This is a genomic window from Aeromicrobium sp. Leaf272 (assembly GCF_001422865.1).
In the GTDB taxonomy this organism is placed as follows: domain Bacteria; phylum Actinomycetota; class Actinomycetes; order Propionibacteriales; family Nocardioidaceae; genus Aeromicrobium.
Window position 1 is genome coordinate 2085 of the sequence record NZ_LMMY01000013.1, and the last position, 16630, is coordinate 18714.

Annotated in this window: 21 protein-coding genes; 14 read left to right on the forward strand and 7 right to left on the reverse strand. The window is 71.8% G+C overall.

Annotation, left to right across the window (positions count from 1 at the left end; translation table 11 throughout):
• The 5 genes from ASF38_RS17200 to ASF38_RS09335 all read left to right on the forward strand — a co-directional run.
• Positions 1-614, forward strand: a 614-nt coding sequence (locus tag ASF38_RS17200; RefSeq protein ID WP_200914491.1) for an HtaA domain-containing protein, incomplete at its 5' end; no start/stop codon positions are given.
• Between the two features lie 65 nt (positions 615-679).
• Positions 680-1756 (forward strand): hemin ABC transporter substrate-binding protein, encoded by a 1077-nt coding sequence (locus ASF38_RS09320; RefSeq protein WP_200914492.1) that lies wholly within the window; start codon positions 680-682, stop codon positions 1754-1756.
• Between the two features lie 82 nt (positions 1757-1838).
• Positions 1839-2852, forward strand: a complete 1014-nt coding sequence (locus ASF38_RS09325; protein ID WP_056575468.1) for an iron ABC transporter permease — start codon at positions 1839-1841, stop codon at positions 2850-2852.
• Positions 2849-3661 (forward strand): heme ABC transporter ATP-binding protein, encoded by an 813-nt coding sequence (locus ASF38_RS09330; protein ID WP_082480660.1) that lies wholly within the window; start codon positions 2849-2851, stop codon positions 3659-3661. The genes ASF38_RS09325 and ASF38_RS09330 overlap by 4 nt, the downstream gene beginning before the upstream one ends.
• A gap of 37 nt (positions 3662-3698) precedes the next feature.
• The gene (locus ASF38_RS09335) at positions 3699-4343 is read left to right on the forward strand and encodes a heme oxygenase (biliverdin-producing) (protein ID WP_055964348.1); all 645 of its coding nucleotides are present in this window, start codon (positions 3699-3701) and stop codon (positions 4341-4343) included.
• Positions 4344-4370: 27 nt separating this feature from the next.
• Here the strand turns inward: ASF38_RS09335 and ddaH are convergent, their stop codons facing one another.
• Entirely contained in the window at positions 4371-5246 is an 876-nt protein-coding gene (gene ddaH / locus ASF38_RS09340) for a dimethylargininase (protein WP_235492915.1), read from the reverse strand.
• A 153-nt stretch (positions 5247-5399) separates the two neighbouring features.
• Here ddaH and ASF38_RS09345 point away from each other — a divergent pair, with 153 nt between their 5' ends.
• Positions 5400-5840 carry an Lrp/AsnC family transcriptional regulator gene (locus ASF38_RS09345; RefSeq protein WP_055964351.1) on the forward strand — a complete coding sequence of 147 codons (441 nt, stop codon included), beginning with the start codon at positions 5400-5402 and terminating at the stop codon, positions 5838-5840.
• Positions 5841-5851: 11 nt separating this feature from the next.
• Here ASF38_RS09345 and ASF38_RS09350 read toward each other — a convergent pair whose 3' ends face one another.
• Positions 5852-6565, reverse strand: coding sequence for a VOC family protein (locus ASF38_RS09350; RefSeq protein WP_056575470.1), 714 nt, complete (start codon positions 6563-6565; stop codon positions 5852-5854).
• A 231-nt stretch (positions 6566-6796) separates the two neighbouring features.
• Here ASF38_RS09350 and infA point away from each other — a divergent pair, with 231 nt between their 5' ends.
• From infA to rplQ, 7 genes are all read left to right on the forward strand, one after another.
• The gene (gene infA, locus ASF38_RS09355) at positions 6797-7018 is read left to right on the forward strand and encodes a translation initiation factor IF-1 (protein WP_007078610.1); all 222 of its coding nucleotides are present in this window, start codon (positions 6797-6799) and stop codon (positions 7016-7018) included.
• Between the two features lie 73 nt (positions 7019-7091).
• A complete protein-coding gene (rpmJ, locus tag ASF38_RS09360) occupies positions 7092-7205 on the forward strand; it encodes a 50S ribosomal protein L36 (protein WP_008361054.1) in 114 nt (37 codons plus the stop codon).
• Between the two features lie 185 nt (positions 7206-7390).
• Positions 7391-7759 carry a 30S ribosomal protein S13 gene (gene rpsM / locus ASF38_RS09365; protein WP_055964358.1) on the forward strand — a complete coding sequence of 123 codons (369 nt, stop codon included), beginning with the start codon at positions 7391-7393 and terminating at the stop codon, positions 7757-7759.
• A 5-nt stretch (positions 7760-7764) separates the two neighbouring features.
• Positions 7765-8163 (forward strand): 30S ribosomal protein S11, encoded by a 399-nt coding sequence (rpsK, locus tag ASF38_RS09370; protein WP_055964362.1) that lies wholly within the window; start codon positions 7765-7767, stop codon positions 8161-8163.
• A 41-nt stretch (positions 8164-8204) separates the two neighbouring features.
• Entirely contained in the window at positions 8205-8813 is a 609-nt protein-coding gene (rpsD, locus tag ASF38_RS09375) for a 30S ribosomal protein S4 (protein WP_055964365.1), read from the forward strand.
• Between the two features lie 59 nt (positions 8814-8872).
• Positions 8873-9883 carry a DNA-directed RNA polymerase subunit alpha gene (locus tag ASF38_RS09380; protein ID WP_055964368.1) on the forward strand — a complete coding sequence of 337 codons (1011 nt, stop codon included), beginning with the start codon at positions 8873-8875 and terminating at the stop codon, positions 9881-9883.
• Between the two features lie 43 nt (positions 9884-9926).
• A complete protein-coding gene (gene rplQ, locus ASF38_RS09385; RefSeq protein WP_055964372.1) occupies positions 9927-10529 on the forward strand; it encodes a 50S ribosomal protein L17 in 603 nt (200 codons plus the stop codon).
• 92 nt (positions 10530-10621) lie between these two features.
• Here rplQ and ASF38_RS09390 read toward each other — a convergent pair whose 3' ends face one another.
• The 3 genes from ASF38_RS09390 to truA are packed head-to-tail and all read right to left on the reverse strand — an operon-like array spanning position 10622 to position 13012.
• A complete protein-coding gene (locus ASF38_RS09390; protein ID WP_156366883.1) occupies positions 10622-11221 on the reverse strand; it encodes a class I SAM-dependent methyltransferase in 600 nt (199 codons plus the stop codon).
• A 55-nt stretch (positions 11222-11276) separates the two neighbouring features.
• The gene (locus ASF38_RS09395; RefSeq protein WP_056576469.1) at positions 11277-12155 is read right to left on the reverse strand and encodes an endo alpha-1,4 polygalactosaminidase; all 879 of its coding nucleotides are present in this window, start codon (positions 12153-12155) and stop codon (positions 11277-11279) included.
• Between the two features lie 41 nt (positions 12156-12196).
• The gene (gene truA / locus ASF38_RS09400; protein ID WP_056575474.1) at positions 12197-13012 is read right to left on the reverse strand and encodes a tRNA pseudouridine(38-40) synthase TruA; all 816 of its coding nucleotides are present in this window, start codon (positions 13010-13012) and stop codon (positions 12197-12199) included.
• 29 nt (positions 13013-13041) lie between these two features.
• Here truA and ASF38_RS09405 point away from each other — a divergent pair, with 29 nt between their 5' ends.
• Positions 13042-14346: a metallophosphoesterase family protein gene (locus ASF38_RS09405; RefSeq protein WP_082480662.1), complete on the forward strand. Its 1305-nt coding sequence runs from the start codon at positions 13042-13044 to the stop codon at positions 14344-14346.
• Between the two features lie 6 nt (positions 14347-14352).
• On the opposite strand, the gene ASF38_RS09410 is transcribed toward ASF38_RS09405, so the two are convergent.
• Together ASF38_RS09410 and ASF38_RS09415 are read right to left on the reverse strand one after the other, a co-directional pair.
• Positions 14353-15900, reverse strand: a complete 1548-nt coding sequence (locus ASF38_RS09410; protein WP_056575480.1) for a pilus assembly protein TadG-related protein — start codon at positions 15898-15900, stop codon at positions 14353-14355.
• Positions 15897-16397, reverse strand: coding sequence for a TadE/TadG family type IV pilus assembly protein (locus ASF38_RS09415; RefSeq protein WP_056575484.1), 501 nt, complete (start codon positions 16395-16397; stop codon positions 15897-15899). Before ASF38_RS09415 ends, ASF38_RS09410 begins: the two co-directional genes overlap by 4 nt.
• Positions 16398-16630 lie beyond the last annotated feature (233 nt).

The window sequence follows — 16630 nt, forward strand, 5'->3', positions numbered from 1 at the left end:
CCTACGAGACGCCCGAGTTCGACTTCTCGGGCGGCTCCGGCTCGTTCGACGCCGCCACGACCGAGGGTGACGTGGCCTTCGACGGCGCGATCCGCTTCACGGGCCACTCCGGTGCGCTGGAGGTCGTGCTCGAGGACCCGGTGGTCCGGTTCACCGACGCCGACACCGCGGTGCTTCTGCTCGACGTGACCGCAGGCGACCGCGCGGCGGCCGAGGCCGGCGGCGACGCAGCTCCCACGACGACCGAGGACGTGCCGTTCGTGGAGCTCGACCTGTCCGGGGCCGAGGTCGAGCGCTCCGACGACGGGACCGGGTACACCGTGACCGACGCACCCGCGGTGCTCACCGAGCAGGGACACGGGGTCTTCGGCACCTACGAGGCGGGCACGGCCTTCGACCCGATCGACCTCACCGTCACCACGGCCGCGGACTGTGCCGGGACGGCGGGCGAGGCGTCCGTGGCCCCGGCGGACACCACCGAGGCGGCGGGCCTCGCCGGCACCACGTCCGACAGCGGGGTCCCGGCGTGGTGGGTCGCCGTGGCCGCGGCGCTCGCGCTCGTCGTCGGCTTCGGCATGGCGAGCCTGCGCCGTCGCTCGGGCGGTCTGCGGTGACCGCGACCGTCCGAGGCCGCGGTGCGCGGACGGCTGCCAGGGCGCCCCGCGCCATCCTCGCGCCGGTGGTGGTGGCGCTCGCGCTGTCCGCCGGGTGCGCGGGACCGGGAGTGGCCGACTCCGAGGGCGCGGCAGGCGCGGCCGGCACGGTCCCGCTCGCGCAGGTCCAGCCCGTCGACGACCCGAAGGGCTGGCAGGGACCGAGCACGGCCGTCCTCGCCGACCGCACCGTCGAACCGGTAGTCGAGGACCCCGAGCAGACCCTGCCTGCCACGGTGGTCTCCCACGACCGCGCCGGTGAGCGCGAGGTCGAGGTGACCGACACCGACCGGGTGCTCGCCCTCGACATCTCCGGCACGCTCGCGGCGACGGTCTGGGGCCTGGGTCTCGGGGACCGGCTCGTCGGGCGTGACGTCTCGACGACCTTCCCCGGCACCGAGGACCTGCCCGTCGTCACGAGCGACGGCCACTCCCTCAACGCGGAGGCGGTGCTGCGGTCGCGTCCCACCCTCGTCGTCACCGACGGGTCGATCGGCCCGCGCGACGTCGTGGAGCAGCTCCGCGATGCCGGGGTCACCGTCGTCTTCGTGGAGAACCAGGCGTCCTTCGACGGTGCCCAGGACCTCGCCCGCGACGTGGCCGCCGCGCTCGGCGTCCCCGCCGCCGGTGAGCGGCTAGCCGAGCGCATCGCTGCGCAGCTCGACGACGTCCGCGCCCAGGTCGACCGGCTCGCCCCGGCCGCCGCCGAGGACCGGCTGTCGATGGTCTTCCTCTACCTGCGCGGCTCGGCCGGCGTCTACTACCTGCTCGGTGAGGACTCCGGCGCGGGGGACCTGGTGCGGGGACTCGGCGGCGTCGACGTCGCCGCCGAGCTCGGCTGGAAGGACATGCAGCCCCTCACCGACGAGGCGGTCCTCGCGGCCGATCCCGACCTGGTGATCGTGATGTCGCACGGGCTCGAGTCGGTCGGAGGCGTCGACGCGCTCCTCGCCGACAAGACGACGCTCGCGCTCACCGCCGCCGGACGGAACCGACGCTTCGTGGACATGGCCGACGGCGACGTGCTGTCGTTCGGTCCGCGGTCGGCCGGCGTCCTCGACGCGCTGGCCCGCGCCGTGTACGCACCGCGTGGCCCGGCATGAGCGGCACCGGATGACCGCCACGGACGTGCGTGTACGGACTCGTGCGCCGGTGGGGACGGCGCCGCGCAGGCGGGCTGCGGCCGTGGTCGGTGCCCTGGTCGCGGCGCTGCTCGTCGGCGTCGTGGTCTCGGCCCTCGTCGGACAGCTCGACGTCTCCGCCCGTGCGGTCGTCGGGACCGTCCTCGACGGCGTCGGTGTGCGCACGTCGTGGCGTCCGGACGAGGACCTCCTCGTCGACGCGCTCTGGTACGTCCGGTTCCCCCGGGTCGCCATGTGCGTGGTCGTCGGAGCGGCGCTCGCGGTGGCGGGGGCGATGATGCAGGCCGTCTTCGGCAACCCGCTGGCCGAGCCCGGGGTCGTGGGTGTCTCGGCAGGAGCCGCCCTCGGGGCCGCCGTGGCGATCGCGACGGGGATCACCGTCGGTGGGGGATGGGCGGTGGCGCTGCTCGCCTTCCTGGGTGGCCTCGCGGCGACGGTCTTCGTGTACACGACGGCGCGGAGCGCAGGACGCACGGAGGTGGTGACGCTGCTGCTGACCGGCATCGCCGTGAACGCCTTCGCGGGTGCGGGACTCGCGCTCGTGCTCTTCGCCGGCGACACCGGCTCGCGCGAGCAGATCGTGTTCTGGCAGCTCGGCTCGATGAACGGGTCCCGCTGGTCGGAGGTGCTCGTGGTGGCCGTCGTGACGGTGCCCGGCGTGCTGTTCGCCCTCGCCGCGGCCCGCCGCTACGACCTGCTCGCGCTCGGCGAGCGCTCGGCCTCCCACCTCGGTGTGCGCGTGGAGCGACTCAGGATCGTCTCCATCGCGGTCATGGCGCTGCTGACCGGGGTGGCCGTGGCCTTCACGGGGATCATCGCGTTCGTCGGGCTCGTCGTGCCGCACGCGCTGCGGATGGTCCTGGGCCCGGCCCACCGGGCTCTGCTCCTCGGGAGCGTCCTCGCCGGTGCCGTGCTCCTGGTCTGGGCCGACGTGCTGGCGAGGACGCTCGTGACCGGGGCCGACCTGCCGATCGGGTTGCTGACGTCGGTCGTCGGGGGTCCGTTCTTCCTGCACCTCGTGCGGCGCGCCCGCACGCGCGCCGGGGGCTGGGCATGACGGCCGACGCGGTCGTGTCCGTGCGGGGGGTCTCCTGCCGCCTGGGTGGGCGCGAGGTGCTCCACGACGTCGACCTCGACGTGCGTGCCGGCACGCTCGTGGTGGTCGTCGGACCCAACGGCGCGGGGAAGTCCACGCTGCTCTCGGTGGTCTCGGGCGACCTCCCGGCCACCGCGGGGACCGTGGCGCTCGACGGCCGGCCCCTGTCCGACTGGACCCCCGCCGAGCTCGCGCGACGGCGCGCGGTCCTCGGCCAGTCCCACGACGTGAGCTTCGGCTTCACGGTGGCCGAGGTCGTCGCGATGGGGCGCTATCCGTGGACGTCTCGCGACGACGTGGCGGCCGACGCCGACCTGGTCGCCTGGGCGCTCGAGCGCACGGACACCGTGCACCTGGCCGGGCGGTCGTTCCGCCAGCTCTCGGGAGGCGAGCGCGCCCGTGTCTCGCTGGCCCGGGTCCTCGCACAGGACACCGACCTGGTGCTGCTCGACGAGCCGACGGCGGCCCTCGACCTCCGGCACCAGGAGGAGGTGCTCGTGCTGGCCCGTCGGCTGGCCCGGGCCGGACGCACCGTGGTCGTCGTGGCGCACGACCTCTCCCTCGCCTCGGCCCATGCCGACGAGCTGGTGGTGGTGGCCGAGGGCACGGTCGCGGCCCACGGCACGCCGGCCGAGGTCCTGACGGCCGACCTGGTCGGTCGGACCTACGGACTCCCGGTGGAGGTCCACCGGGTGGGGGACCGGCTCGCCGTCGTGCCGACCGGGGCCACGACGCGTCCAGATGGTGACATTCCGTCACCACGATCATGACAACGTGTCACGATAGATCCCGACGAAAGGGCTCCCCATGACGATCGCCGAACCCGACACCTCCTCGCTCTCGCGCCTCCTGCGCGAGGGCTCCCGGGCCGAGCACCAGGCCGCCGAGGGCTCGTCGTTCATGACCGAGCTCCTCGCGGGCCGGGTGAACGCCCGCGGGTACGCCGACTACCTGGCACGCCTGCGTCGGGTCTACGACGCGCTCGAGTCCCTCGGCCGCGCCCTCGCGGGCGACCCCGTCGCCGACGCGGTGCTCGATCCGGCGCTCGAGCGCACACCCTCGATCGACGCGGACCAGGCCCACTGGGGCGTCGGCCACGCGGCGACGCCGGCCACCGACGCGTACGTGGCACGCATCGAGAGCATCGCCGCCTCGCCGGCCCGGTTCGTGGCTCACCACTACACCCGCTACCTCGGCGACCTCTCCGGCGGCCGCATCATCGGACGGCTCCTGGAGCAGACCTTCGAGCGGCCGGACGGTCTCGCGTTCTACGCCTTCCCCGGCATCCCGAAGCCCAAGCCCTACAAGGACGCCTACCGCGCTCGGCTCGACGGCCTCGACCTGACGGCGGAGGAGAAGCTCGCCGTGCTGACCGAGGTCAAGACGGTCTTCGGGCTGAACGGCGCGCTCTTCGAGGAGCTCACCGCCGACCTCGACGCCTACCGACGCTGAGGCGCGTCGCCGAGGACGCGCTCGGTCTCAGGCGTGGTGCTCCTGGGTGCAGCACTTGACGCTGCCGCCGGCCTTGAGCAGCTCGCTCACGTCCACGGGGACGGGCGCGTAGCCGTGGTCGGCCACCTGGCTCGCGAGGCGGGTGGCCTGGGAGGGCAGGACCACGTGGTGGCCGTCGCTCACCGCGTTGAGGCCCAGGACCAGGGCGTCGGCCTCGCTGCACTCGATGGCGTCGGGGAACAGCTGACGCAGGGTCCGGCGGCTGTGGGGCGAGAAGGCCGAGGGCAGGTAGGCGATGTCGGCCGGAGCCTCGCCGTTCCCGTCGTCGAGCACCGCGAGGGCGGTGTCGAGGTGGTAGAACCGCGGGTCGACCAGCTCCAGGCTCACGACGGGCCGGTCGAGTGCGGCGGCCGCCTCCACGTGGGCGTGCAGACTCGTGCGGAAGCCGGTGCCGGCGAGGATCATGGAGGCGAGCACCAGGAAGTCGCCCTCGCCCTCGTTGGTGTGGGTCGGCTCGACGACCTCGATGCCCTGTTCCCTCAGCAGTCCGGCGTGCAGGACGGCCTCGGCCTGGCGCTCGACGTGGCGGAACCGGGCGCCGTAGGCGCGTCCGTCGACGACCAGGGCGCCGTTGGCGGCGAACACCATGTCGGGCAGGCCGGCGGCAGGCTCCAGCAGGTCCACGCGGTGCCCGAGTGCGCGGTACGTCTCGACGAGCGCCTGCCACTGCGCCACGGCGCGGTCGCGGTCGACGTGGATGCCCGGCTGCATCCACGCGTTGATCGCGTAGGTGACGTCGAAGTGGGTGGGTGCGCACATCAGGTACGAGCGGACGCGGGCGGTGCGCGCGGTGACGCGGTCGAGCGTCGTGCGAGTGGGGGTGCGGGTGTCGAGCACGGTCACGAGGGCCTCCTGCGGTGGTCGACGGTGCGTGTTCACGCAACGAATCAAGCCTAGCCGCGGCTCCTCGCGAACGAGGACTTCGAAACTGCACGTCGGCACGCAGGAATCCGACGAATCCAGCCCGGATGCGGCGATCTGTTGCACGATGAGGGCATGGACGACCTCGATCGCCGCATCATCGACCACCTCGTGCGCGACGGACGAGCGGGATACGCCCGCATCGCCGCCGACGTGGGGCTCTCGGCACCCGCGGTGAAGCGCCGCATGGACCGCCTCGTCGACGACGGCGTGATCAAGGGCTTCACCGCCGTCGTGGACCCCGACCTGATGGGATGGTCGGTCGAGGCGTACGTGGAGGTGCACTGCCGGGGCACGATCACGCCCGAGGCGCTCGGCGAGGCGTTCGCGAAGGTGCCGGAGGTCCACGCGGCCGCCACGGTGTCGGGCCAGGCCGACGCGATGCTGCGCATCGTCGCGCGGGACGTCCGCGACCTCGAGCGGGCGCTCGAACGGGTCCGCATGGAGGTCGACAACGTCGACCACACCGACACCGCGATCGTGCTCTCCAGGCTGATCGACCGCTACACCGGTTGAGGGGCGGCCGATCAGGCGGGTGGGGCGACGCCGAGCAGGCACACCTCGTTGCCCGACGCGTCGGCGCACACCGTCCACGGCAGTCCTGGTGCGGGCTGGGGGAGGACGGTGCCGCCGTGGTCGCGGACGAGGTCGAGGGGGGTGGCGTCGTCGGGACCGGGCCGCACGTCGAGGTGCAGCCTCGACTTCCCGCGGCGGGGTCCGGGCTCCGGGCACAGCTCCAGCAGCGGCCCCGCGCCCGACGGGTGGGCCAGGGCGTGGGGGTCGGCCGTGGGCGCCCACCCGGTGACCGCGGCCCAGAAGCGCGCCTCCCGGTCGGGGTCGGCGCAGTCGAGGGGGAGCGCAGCGACCGGGCCGGAGCCGGCGCGGTAGGCGGGGCGGTCCTCCATGACGCAGAACGCGTTGCCGTCGGGGTCCGCGAGCACCACCCAGGGGACGTCGCCCTGACCGATGTCGACGCGGCTGGCGCCCAGCCCCACGAGACGCTCGGCGACAGCGTGCTGCTGCTCGGCGCCCCGCAGGTCGAGGTGGAGCCGCTGGGGGACGTCGGCGGGCGTCGAGGCGGGCGGGAAGCAGAGGTCGAGGAACACCTCCGGCGCGAGGTGCAGGCGCGCCTCGAGGCCGTCGTCGTCCTCGGTCAGCACGTCGGCGCCGAGGGCCTCGGCCCAGAAGTGGCCGAGCGCGCGCGGATCGGGCGAGTCCCAGACGATGTTCTCGAGCCGCATGGCGCCATCCTGCCCGAGGTGCGGCACCGGGACCCGATTTGAACGAAGGGCCCCCGCCGACGTAGACTTCCCTGTCGGCCTGATTCGGGCGTCACGACCCCCTGCCCTCGGAGGTTCAGTCCTCAGGGTTCGGTCCTCGCGGTTCGCGCCGCGTGGAACGGCTCCTCGGAGTCGAGGGTGCCGTCGCGTGCGTCGGCCGACACAGACGATCAAACCGAGAAGCTGAGGTCCATGGCGAAAAAAGAAGGCGTCATCGAGATGGAGGGTGCTGTCGTCGAGGCACTCCCGAACGCGATGTTCCGGGTCGAGCTGGCCAACGGCCACAAGGTCCTGGCGCACATCAGCGGCAAGATGCGCCAGCACTACATCCGCATCCTCCCCGAGGATCGGGTCGTGGTGGAGCTGTCGCCGTACGACCTCAGCCGTGGACGGATCGTCTACCGCTACAAGTGACCCCGGCCCAGGCCGGAGCACGAGACAACTGCACACCGATACACGTTCAGACTGAAGAAGAGAGAGCTTCTCGATGAAGGTCAACCCGAGCGTGAAGAAGATCTGTGACAAGTGCAAGGTGATCCGTCGCCACGGCCGCGTCATGGTGATCTGCGAGAACCCCCGGCACAAGCAGCGCCAGGGCTGATCGCACTTCTTCACCGCGACACACTGAACATCTGATGGCTCCCGCGCCTCCTCCCACGAGGCGGACGCGGGTCACCCCCGGCGCAGAGGCCGGGGCCCGGCTCAGGAACCCACCATGGGAGTCCTGGAGGCAGCCGGGACGCCCCAGGTGACGACACCTCTGCCGAACCGGAAGGAACTGCCACCATGGCACGCCTCGTCGGAGTCGATCTCCCGCGCGACAAGCGCATCGAGATCGCACTCACCTACATCTTCGGCGTCGGGCGCACCCGCGCCGCCGACACCCTCGCCGCCACCGGCATCAGCCCGGACGTCCGCGTCCACGAGCTGAACGACGACCAGCTCGTCGCGCTGCGTGACCACATCGAGGCCAACTACCAGGTCGAGGGCGACCTGCGCCGTGAGGTCACGGCCGACATCCGTCGCAAGATGGAGATCGGTTCGTACCAGGGCCGTCGCCACCGTGCGCACCTGCCCGTCCGCGGCCAGCGCACCAAGACCAATGCGCGCACCCGCAAGGGCCCGAAGCGCACCGTCGCCGGAAAGAAGAAGTGATCTAGATGCCTCCTAAGAGTGCAGGCGCCAAGAAGGTGCGCCGCAAGGAGAAGAAGAACGTCGTTCAGGGCCAGGCCCACATCAAGAGCACGTTCAACAACACGCACGTGACGATCACCGACCCCAGTGGTGGAGTGATCGCGTGGGCCTCCGGCGGAACCGTCGGCTTCAAGGGCTCGCGCAAGTCCACGCCCTTCGCGGCGGGCATGGCGGCCGAGGCCGCCGGTCGCCAGGCGATGGAGCACGGGATGAAGAAGGTCGACGTCTTCGTGAAGGGCCCGGGTTCGGGCCGCGAGACGGCGATCCGGTCGCTGAGCGGCGTCGGCCTCGAGGTCGGCACCATCTCCGACGTGACCCCCAGCCCCCACAACGGCTGCCGTCCCCCCAAGCACCGTCGTCTCTGATCCCCGCGATCAGAGTCCGCGAAGAATCCAGGAGTTAGATCATGGCCCGTTACACCGGACCTCTCACCAAGAAGTCGCGCCGTCTCGGCGTCGACCTCGTCGGTGGCGACGCCGCGTTCGAGCGTCGTCCCTACCCCCCGGGCATGCACGGTCGTGCCCGCATCAAGGAGTCGGAGTACCGCACCCAGCTGCAGGAGAAGCAGAAGGCGCGCTACACCTACGGCGTCCTCGAGAAGCAGTTCCGCAAGTACTACGAGAACGCGCACCGCAAGCCCGGCAAGACCGGTGACAACCTGCTGAGCCTGCTCGAGAGCCGGCTCGACAACGTCGTCTACCGTGCCGGCCTGGCCCGTACCCGTCGCCACGCGCGCCAGCTCGTGACGCACGGACACTTCATCGTCAACGGCGTGAAGACGAACATCCCGTCCTTCCAGGTCAGCAAGCACGACATCATCGATGTCAAGCCCAAGAGCCTGGAGACGACGCCGTTCATCGTCGCCCGTGAGACGCACGACAAGGACACCGTTCCCGGCTGGCTCGACGTCGATCCCGATCGTGGTCGGATCCTGGTGCACCAGCGCCCGGTCCGCGAGCAGATCACCGTCCCCATCCAGGAGCAGCTGATCGTGGAGTTCTACTCCAAGATCTGATCGCCCCCGTTCCACTGAGCCGGTCCTTCAAATAGCGGGAGGACCGGAAAGGAAGTTCCATGCTCATCGCACAGCGCCCCGTCCTGACCGAAGAGGTCGTCGCCGACAACCGTTCGCGGTTCGTCATCGAGCCTCTCGAGCCCGGCTTCGGCTACACCCTCGGCAACTCGCTGCGCCGCACGCTCCTCAGCTCCATCCCGGGCGCGTCGGTCACGTCGATCAAGATCGACGGCATCCAGCACGAGTTCTCCACCGTCCCCGGTGTCACCGAGGACGTCACCGAGATCATCCTCAACCTCAAGAACCTGGTCGTCTCCTCCGAGCACGACGAGCCGTTCGTCATGGTCCTGCGCAAGCAGGGTGCCGGTGTGGCCACCGCGGCCGACATCGAGGCCCCCGCGGGCGTCGAGGTCCACAACCCCGACCTGCACATCGCCACGCTGAACGACAAGGCCAGCCTGGAGATCGAGCTCGTCGTGGAGCGTGGCCGTGGCTACGTCTCGGCGGTGCAGAACAAGACCGGCGACGAGGAGATCGGCCGCATGCCGATCGACTCGATCTACAGCCCCGTCCTCAAGGTCACCTACAAGGTCGAGGCCACCCGAGTCGAGCAGCGCACCGACTTCGACAAGCTGATCATCGACGTCGAGACGAAGTCGTCGATGGCGCCGCGTGACGCGATCGCGTCGGCCGGCTCGACCCTGGTCGAGCTGTTCGGCCTGGCTCGTGAGCTCAACGTCGAGGCCGAGGGCATCGACATCGGCCCGTCGCCCGTCGACGAGCAGCTCGCCGCCGACCTCGCCCTGCCGATCGAGGACCTGAACTTCACGGTCCGCTCGTACAACTGCCTCAAGCGCGAGGGCATCCACTCCGTGGGTGAGCTCATCACGCGCTCGGAGCAGGACCTGCTCGACATCCGCAACTTCGGCTCGAAGTCGATCGACGAGGTCAAGGCCAAGCTGGCCGAGATGGGCCTGGCCCTCAAGGACAGCCCGGCCGGGTTCGACCCGTCGGCCGTGCTCGACTCCTACGACGACGACGCCAGCTTCGCCGAGGACGAGCAGTACTGAGCTGCTCGCTCATCGACCTGTTCACTGACCTGGAGACAGACACATGCCCACGCCCACCAAGGGAGCCCGCCTCGGCGGCAGCCCGTCGCACCAGCGCCTGATCCTGGCCAACCTCGCGACGGCTCTGTTCGAGCACGGCCGGATCACCACCACCGAGGCCAAGGCCCGCCGTCTGCGGCCCTACGCCGAGCAGCTCATCACCAAGGCCAAGACCGACACGGTGGCCAACCGCCGCCAGGTCGTCAAGGTCGTGCGTGACAAGAGCGTCCTGCACACCCTGTTCACCGAGATCGGTCCCGCCATGGCGAGCCGTCCCGGCGGCTACACGCGCATCACGAAGATCGGTCCGCGCAAGGGCGACAACGCCCCCATGGCCGTCATCGAGATCGTCGAGGCCAAGGAGTTCGCCGCGCAGGCGACCGCTCCTGCCGCTGCACCCGCCGCGGCTCCGGTCGAGGACGAGACCCCCGCGGTGAACGCGTCCGACGACGCCGAGCAGGTCGAGACCGACGTCGTCGCCGGTGCTCCGGCCACGGAGTCCGAGACCGAGCCGGCCACCTCCGAGGACGTCGAGGCTGCGGCCGAGGCCGTCGACGAGACGAGCACCGACGAGGCTGCGACCTCCGAGGACACCGACAAGGCCTGATCCAGGCCCGTCGACGAACGGCCCCCACCGCGACTGCGGTGGGGGCCGTTCGTGCGTGGACCTGCTGGGCCGGCGGTGCGGGTGCCTCGACGTCAGTGCTCCCCGCGGCGCACGGTCAGCACGCGGAAGCCCTTGCTGCTGGCCGTGCGCTCGGTGGGCCAGCCCTGGTCGGTGAGCCAGCGCTGCAGGCTGTCGGCACCGAGGTTCTTGCCCACCACCAGACGGGCGTGACCGTCGTCGCTGAGCCGCGCCAGCCAGTGCTGGAGCAGGTCGTGCAGGGCCTGCTTGCCGATGCGGATCGGCGGGTTCGACCACAGGGCGTCGAACCGCAGGTCGGCGGGCACCTCGTCGGGAGCGGCCACGTGCACGCGGTCGGCCGCGCCGGCCGCCGTGGCGTTCAGGCGGGTCAGCTCGCGGGCGCGCTCGTTCACGTCGACCGCCCAGACGGTCGCCGAGGGCGACGCGGCAGCGACCGCACAGCTGATCGGCCCCCACCCGCACCCGAGGTCGAGCACCGTGCCGCTGGGCGGACCCGCCGAGTCGAGCAGGATCCGCGTGGCGTGGTCGAGGTGGTCGGCCGAGAATACTCCGCCACTCGTGGTGCACGTGAGCGTGTGCTGCCAGGCGTCGAAGTGCACGCTCCGGCGGTCGTCGGCCCCGGAGGGCCGGTCGTCGAAGTAGTGCCCGGTCACGTGCTCATCCTCGCAGCAGGCGTCGGGCAGCACGGTCGGCGCCCGGACGTCGTGGTCAGCAGTGCTGGAACACGTGGCCGCGCGTGCCCCGTGGCACGACGTCGCGGTCGCGGAGGGTGATGGGGTGGTCGCCGGCCCGCTGGCGGCAGGCCCGCGCGTAGGCCGCCCGACCGTTGTCGGTGTACTCGATCTCGACGACGCCGCGCCCGTAGAGCCGCGTGTAGTCGCCGCACTCGCGGTACACCTCGCACTCCTCGGCCACCGCGAAGTCGAAGCCGAGGGCGCGGCCGTCGATCTCGGGCGTGTTCTTCTGCGCGATCGCCAGCCCTGTCGCGTGCGCGGCGCGGACGAGCCCCTTCGCCGTCGACGTCGTCTGTGCCCGGGTGAGCAGGGAGCGCGAGCGGGTCCAGGCGTCGAGGTTGTCGGCCTCGATCGCGTCGTACCCGGCCTTCGCGCACCCGCGGAACCAGCCGGAGACGATCGAGACGATGGCGGCGCGCTTCGCGGCGGTGCGCTGGTCCAGCAGCACCTCGTCGGGCCAGCCCGGGTCGCGCACGAGGACGCCGTGGCGCTTCAGCAGCAGGGTCGGGTGGTGCTTCTTCCACCAGCCGAGCTGTCCCGGCTGCGTCTGGAAGGCGTTGACGTAGCAGACCGAGTACCGGGTGGGATCGGGCTTCTCGGTGCGGTCGCGCACGACCACGGTGACGTCGGCCGCGGGGCGGTACGCGCCCCCGAGCTGGTAGTCGACGACGGCGTCGCGCGGCAGCGGGACGGGAGCGGTGGCCGACGGTGTCGCCGGCGGGGCGGCGGGCGCGCCCTGTGCCGAGCAGGCAGCCGTCAGGGCGACCACGAGGCAGGCGCCGACGAGGCGGGCACCGACGGGGCGTGGCGCGCGGAGGCGTGTCGAGGCGCGGCGGCGGGGGGAGGTCGGCACCGTCACCACGATACGGGGCCGCGGGCGCCGCCCGGACGCGTTCAGGGGCCCTCGGTGGGCTCGTCGCGACGTCGGCGTGCCTCGTGGGCTCGGGCGGCCAACCGGTCGTCGGACGGGTACACGACCTCCTCGAGCACCAGCCCGTGGGCCGGCATCACCTTCACGCGGGGGTCGCGCTCACCGGTCCGCAGCACGTCGCGCGCCCAGGACGGCTCGTACCGACCCTCGCCGACGGCCACGAGCGCACCCATCAGGGCACGCACCATGGAGTGGCAGAACGCGTCGGCGCGCACCGTGGTGACGAGGAGCCCGTCGCCGGGGGAGCGGGTCGTCGTCAGCTCGAGCAGGGTCCGGATCGTCGTGGCGCCCTCGCGTCGGCGGCAGAACGCGGCGAAGTCGTGCTCCCCGGTCAGCAGCACCCCGGCTGCGTTCATCGCCTCGACGTCGAGCGGCTTCGGCCACGCGACCACGTGCGCCCGGGCCAACGGGTCGAGCCGTCCGGGCTGGTCCTGGAGGCGGTAGGCGTAGCGGCGCTCCACCGCGGCGAACCGCGCGTCGAACCCGTCCGGAGCGACGGTGACCGCGTGCACGACGACGTCGTCGGGCAGGATCCGGCGGAGCCGACGGGCCAGCTGGTCGGGCTGCACGGTGTCGTCGAGGTCCGCGTGGGCCACCTGGCCGCGGGCGTGCACGCCGGCATCGGTGCGGCCCGCGCACGTGAGCGAGGGCCGCTCCTCGAGCCTCAGGACGGTGGCGATCGAGGTCTCGACGGTCTCCTGCACGGTGCGCAGACCGGGCTGGGCGGCCCAGCCCCGGAACCCTGCGCCGTCGTAGGAGAGATCGAGTCGCAGTCGCACGCGGCCACGGTAGTGCCTACGGTGGACCCATGAGGACCGGACCGGTGGTACTGGCGAGCATGGCCCTGCTGGTGGGCGGCTGCTCCGCGGCGCCGGACGAGGACCGTTCCGCACCCGTGGTCGAGAGTGACGCCGTGCCGGCCGCGAGCACCGGGACGCCGCCCATGGCGGTCGTGCTCACCCCGGCGGCGACCTCGGCCTCGCAGGTCGTCACGTGGCGCTCGGTGAAGGCGTGGGGCAACCAGCGCGTCGTCGCGCAGCCGGTCGGTGGCGGCACCCAGGTGCGCGCGGCGGCCCGGCGCAAGGCCGCGACGAGCGTGCGCGACAGCGGTTCGGCCCGCCCGGCGTACACCGCGACGCTGACCGGCCTGGAGCCCGGAACGCGCTACCGCTATCGGGTGGTCAACAACGGTGGCAGCGCGGGCGACTACCACTTCACGACGTCATCGGCCGAGCTGGAGCCGTGGACGTTCCTCGCCCTGGGCGACACCCAGGTGGCCAACGCCGACCGCCCGGCCGCCATCGTCAAGGCCGCGGTGAACCGCTTCCCCTCGGCCAACCTCGTGCTGCACGCCGGCGACGTCGTGAACCACCCGTGGGTCCACCAGGAGTGGGTGGACCTCATGGCCGCGCTCGCGCCGGTGCGGACGAGTCGCAACGTGGTGGCCTCCATCGGCAACCACGAGCAGTGCATCCTCGTGCGGGACTGCCGCTCGGGCGACGCGCAGGGGTTCCGCACCTACTTCTCGTCGCCGTCCAACGGGGTCTCCGGCCAGCGACCCACCTGGTACCGCTTCGACCAGCAGGGCGTCCGCTTCGTGGTGCTCGACTCCTTCGGCTCCGACCTGGCGGCCCAGGCCCGCTTCCTGGACGCGCAGCTGCAGGACAACCCGAACCGGTGGAGCGTCGTGCTGCTGCACGCCGGTCCGTTCGCGTCGCGGGCGGACCGCACCAACAGCGCCGTCTTCTCGACGGTCCTGCCCGTCATCGAGAAGCACGACGTCGACCTCGTGCTCAGCGGTCACGACCACGTCTTCAGCAGCGGGTACCGGGGCGACCCCGACAGCACGGTGTTCGCGACCTCGGTGTCCGGCCCCAAGTACTACGAGATCTCGCGCGCCGACTGGGACCGCCGAGGTGCCACCCGTGCGCGGTGGGCCGAGAGGATCAGCACCTACCAGGTCGTCGACGTCGCCGCGGACACGCTGCGGTTCCGCTCCATCGTCGCGTCCAAGGGCTCGGGCTCGACGCCGTCGATCGCGTACGGCGCGGCCCTCGACGACGTGACGATCACCAAGGACGCCGACGGCGACAAGTCCGTCACCCGACGCTGAGAGCGCTCAGCCGGCCAGGCGGACGGCGTTGCACGAGGGACGGCTGAGCATCGTGACGTCCATCGTGCCGATCTTGATCCCGAGCGACGAGAGCAGGGGCGTGAGCAGACCCTCGAGCAGGGGGTTGAGCACCGTCAGGAGGAAGTTCGTGACGGACGAGAGCAGACCGCCCAGCAGACCGTTGTTGTCGACCTCGACGGCGAAGTTCACGTTGCTGCTGAAGGTGTGGTTGGCGGGCGTGGGAAGGCCCGCGCCGGCGGGATAGGCGAAGGTGTGGCTGCCCGCGTTCGTCGCAGCCACCACCTCCTTGAGGTGGAGAGGAAGGTCCTTGCGGGGGTTCAGCAGGCTGGCTGCGGTCAGTCGGGCCGACCCCGTGCCTCCGTACCCGACGACGCGCGCTGCCGTGGTCTGCCCGGCGATGGTGACGCTCGCCGGGCCCGTGCACTGCAGGGACGACAGGGTGGCCGCACCCTCGCCGACGCGGACGCCCATGCTGATCTCGGCGTAGGCGAGGAGCGAGGTTCCCACGACTGTCTCGAGGTCGACCCGGGCCTGGGCCGTGCGGGCGGTGACCCCGGCCTTGCCGCAGGCGATCTGTGGTGGCTCGACGATGACGATCCGGGCGTTGGCGTTGAGCAGGCCGAGCGGGAGGCTGAGACCGAGCTGGTCGATGCGCAAGGCGCTGGTGCCGTTGGCGGCGACGAAGGACGCCCCGACGAGGTCGAGCGCGTTGACCGACGCCGAGAGGGCGGCGTTGCCGGTGGTGTCGAGTGCGAGGAAGTTGCTCACGTCGGCCCGCAGACCCGTGGCACGCGCGGCGATCGACTCCAGCAGGGTCGCGCTCACGAGGTCACCCTGCTTGCGGACGACGGAGGCCGCCGCCAGCGTGAACGTCTGCAGCGAGACGTCGAGCGCTGCGAGCTCCTGCGGTGTGCCGACGCCGAGGGCCGCCGCGAGGTCGACGAGCGGGACCTGCACGTTCTTGAGGCTCACGAGGCCCGTGTAGCCGACGACGTCGAGACCGTTGACCTTGATGACGCGGTCGAGGATCGGACCGATGGCGCTGCCGGACGTGCTGAGCGTCAGCGTCTTGGTGCCGACGGAGAAGCAGACGGCCGCGTCGGACCGTGTCCCGATCGCCGTGCGTGTGGCCGAGCCCGAGTCGTTCCCGATCACGGGGGCGAAGGCGTAGTCCACGGTCGTGGCCGCGGTGATCCGCACGGCGTCGCAGCCGGTGGTCCCGGAGCCGGCGACGAAGGCACCGGTGGAGCTGAGGTGGCCCGGCGTCACGACCAGCGGCGACGACGTGCCGACGCGGCGGCCCTGGCGGGCCAGGCTCGCGTTCGCCGCGGCCTGGAGCGTCGATGTGGTGCAGGTCGGCAGCTTGCGTGCGGCGTCGAGGGCGGCCACGTCGGCGACCGCCTGCATGTCGCGCGCAGCGACGCGCTGCACCCCGAGATCGGTCGCGAACGCGGTGAAGCCGACCACGATGACCATGATGAGCGCGGTCAGGGGAAGGATGGCGCCCCGCTCGTCGTGGCGCTGGCGCCTCACGAGCTCACCTCGCTGGTCGTGGTGTAGCCGATGGTGGTGGGGAGGGTGATGCCGAGCCCGGGGAAGGACGGGATCAGCGGGTTGGCGCGGTAGTTGTGGCTGATCGCGATCCGGGCGCACTGCACGGTCGAGCCGGTCGTGCACGCCGTGGTGGAGACGCCGCACGTCCCGACCGTGGCGCCGTTGCGGGTGAGCGTCCCCGCCGAGGTGCAGGTGACGCCGTAGGAGGAGAGCGAGCGGTTGATCGCCGCTCGGGCTCGATCGGCCGGCACGGTCGACCCCGTGGGGGAGACGGAGACGGCCATGGCGCGGGCGCCCTCGGCGGCGGCCTGGCTGATGCCTTGGCGGTAGCTCAGCATCCAGCCGTAGCTGATGACACCGAACAGCAGCGCGACGAAGATCGGCAGCACGAGGGCGAACTCGACCGCAGCAGCACCGTCGTCGCGACGACGGCGCGATCGCCCGTCGTCCGTGCGTGCCTGTCGTGGTCCGACCATCACGATGCTCCCTCGACCCGTGACCTGTCGGCTCCGCCCTGTGCAGGACCGACGCGAAAGCTCCCTCCCCGTCCCGGAACTCCCATCCGGCCGAGGCTTTCGTCCTGAAATCTAGCGTGACGAAAGGCCCCCTGTCCCTGGAATCAGGGAACAGGGGGCTGTGCTGGTCATCCGCCCGTGGCCCGGAACCCCCGCCGGCTGGTCGTCCGCCCGTGGCCCGGAACCCCCGCCGG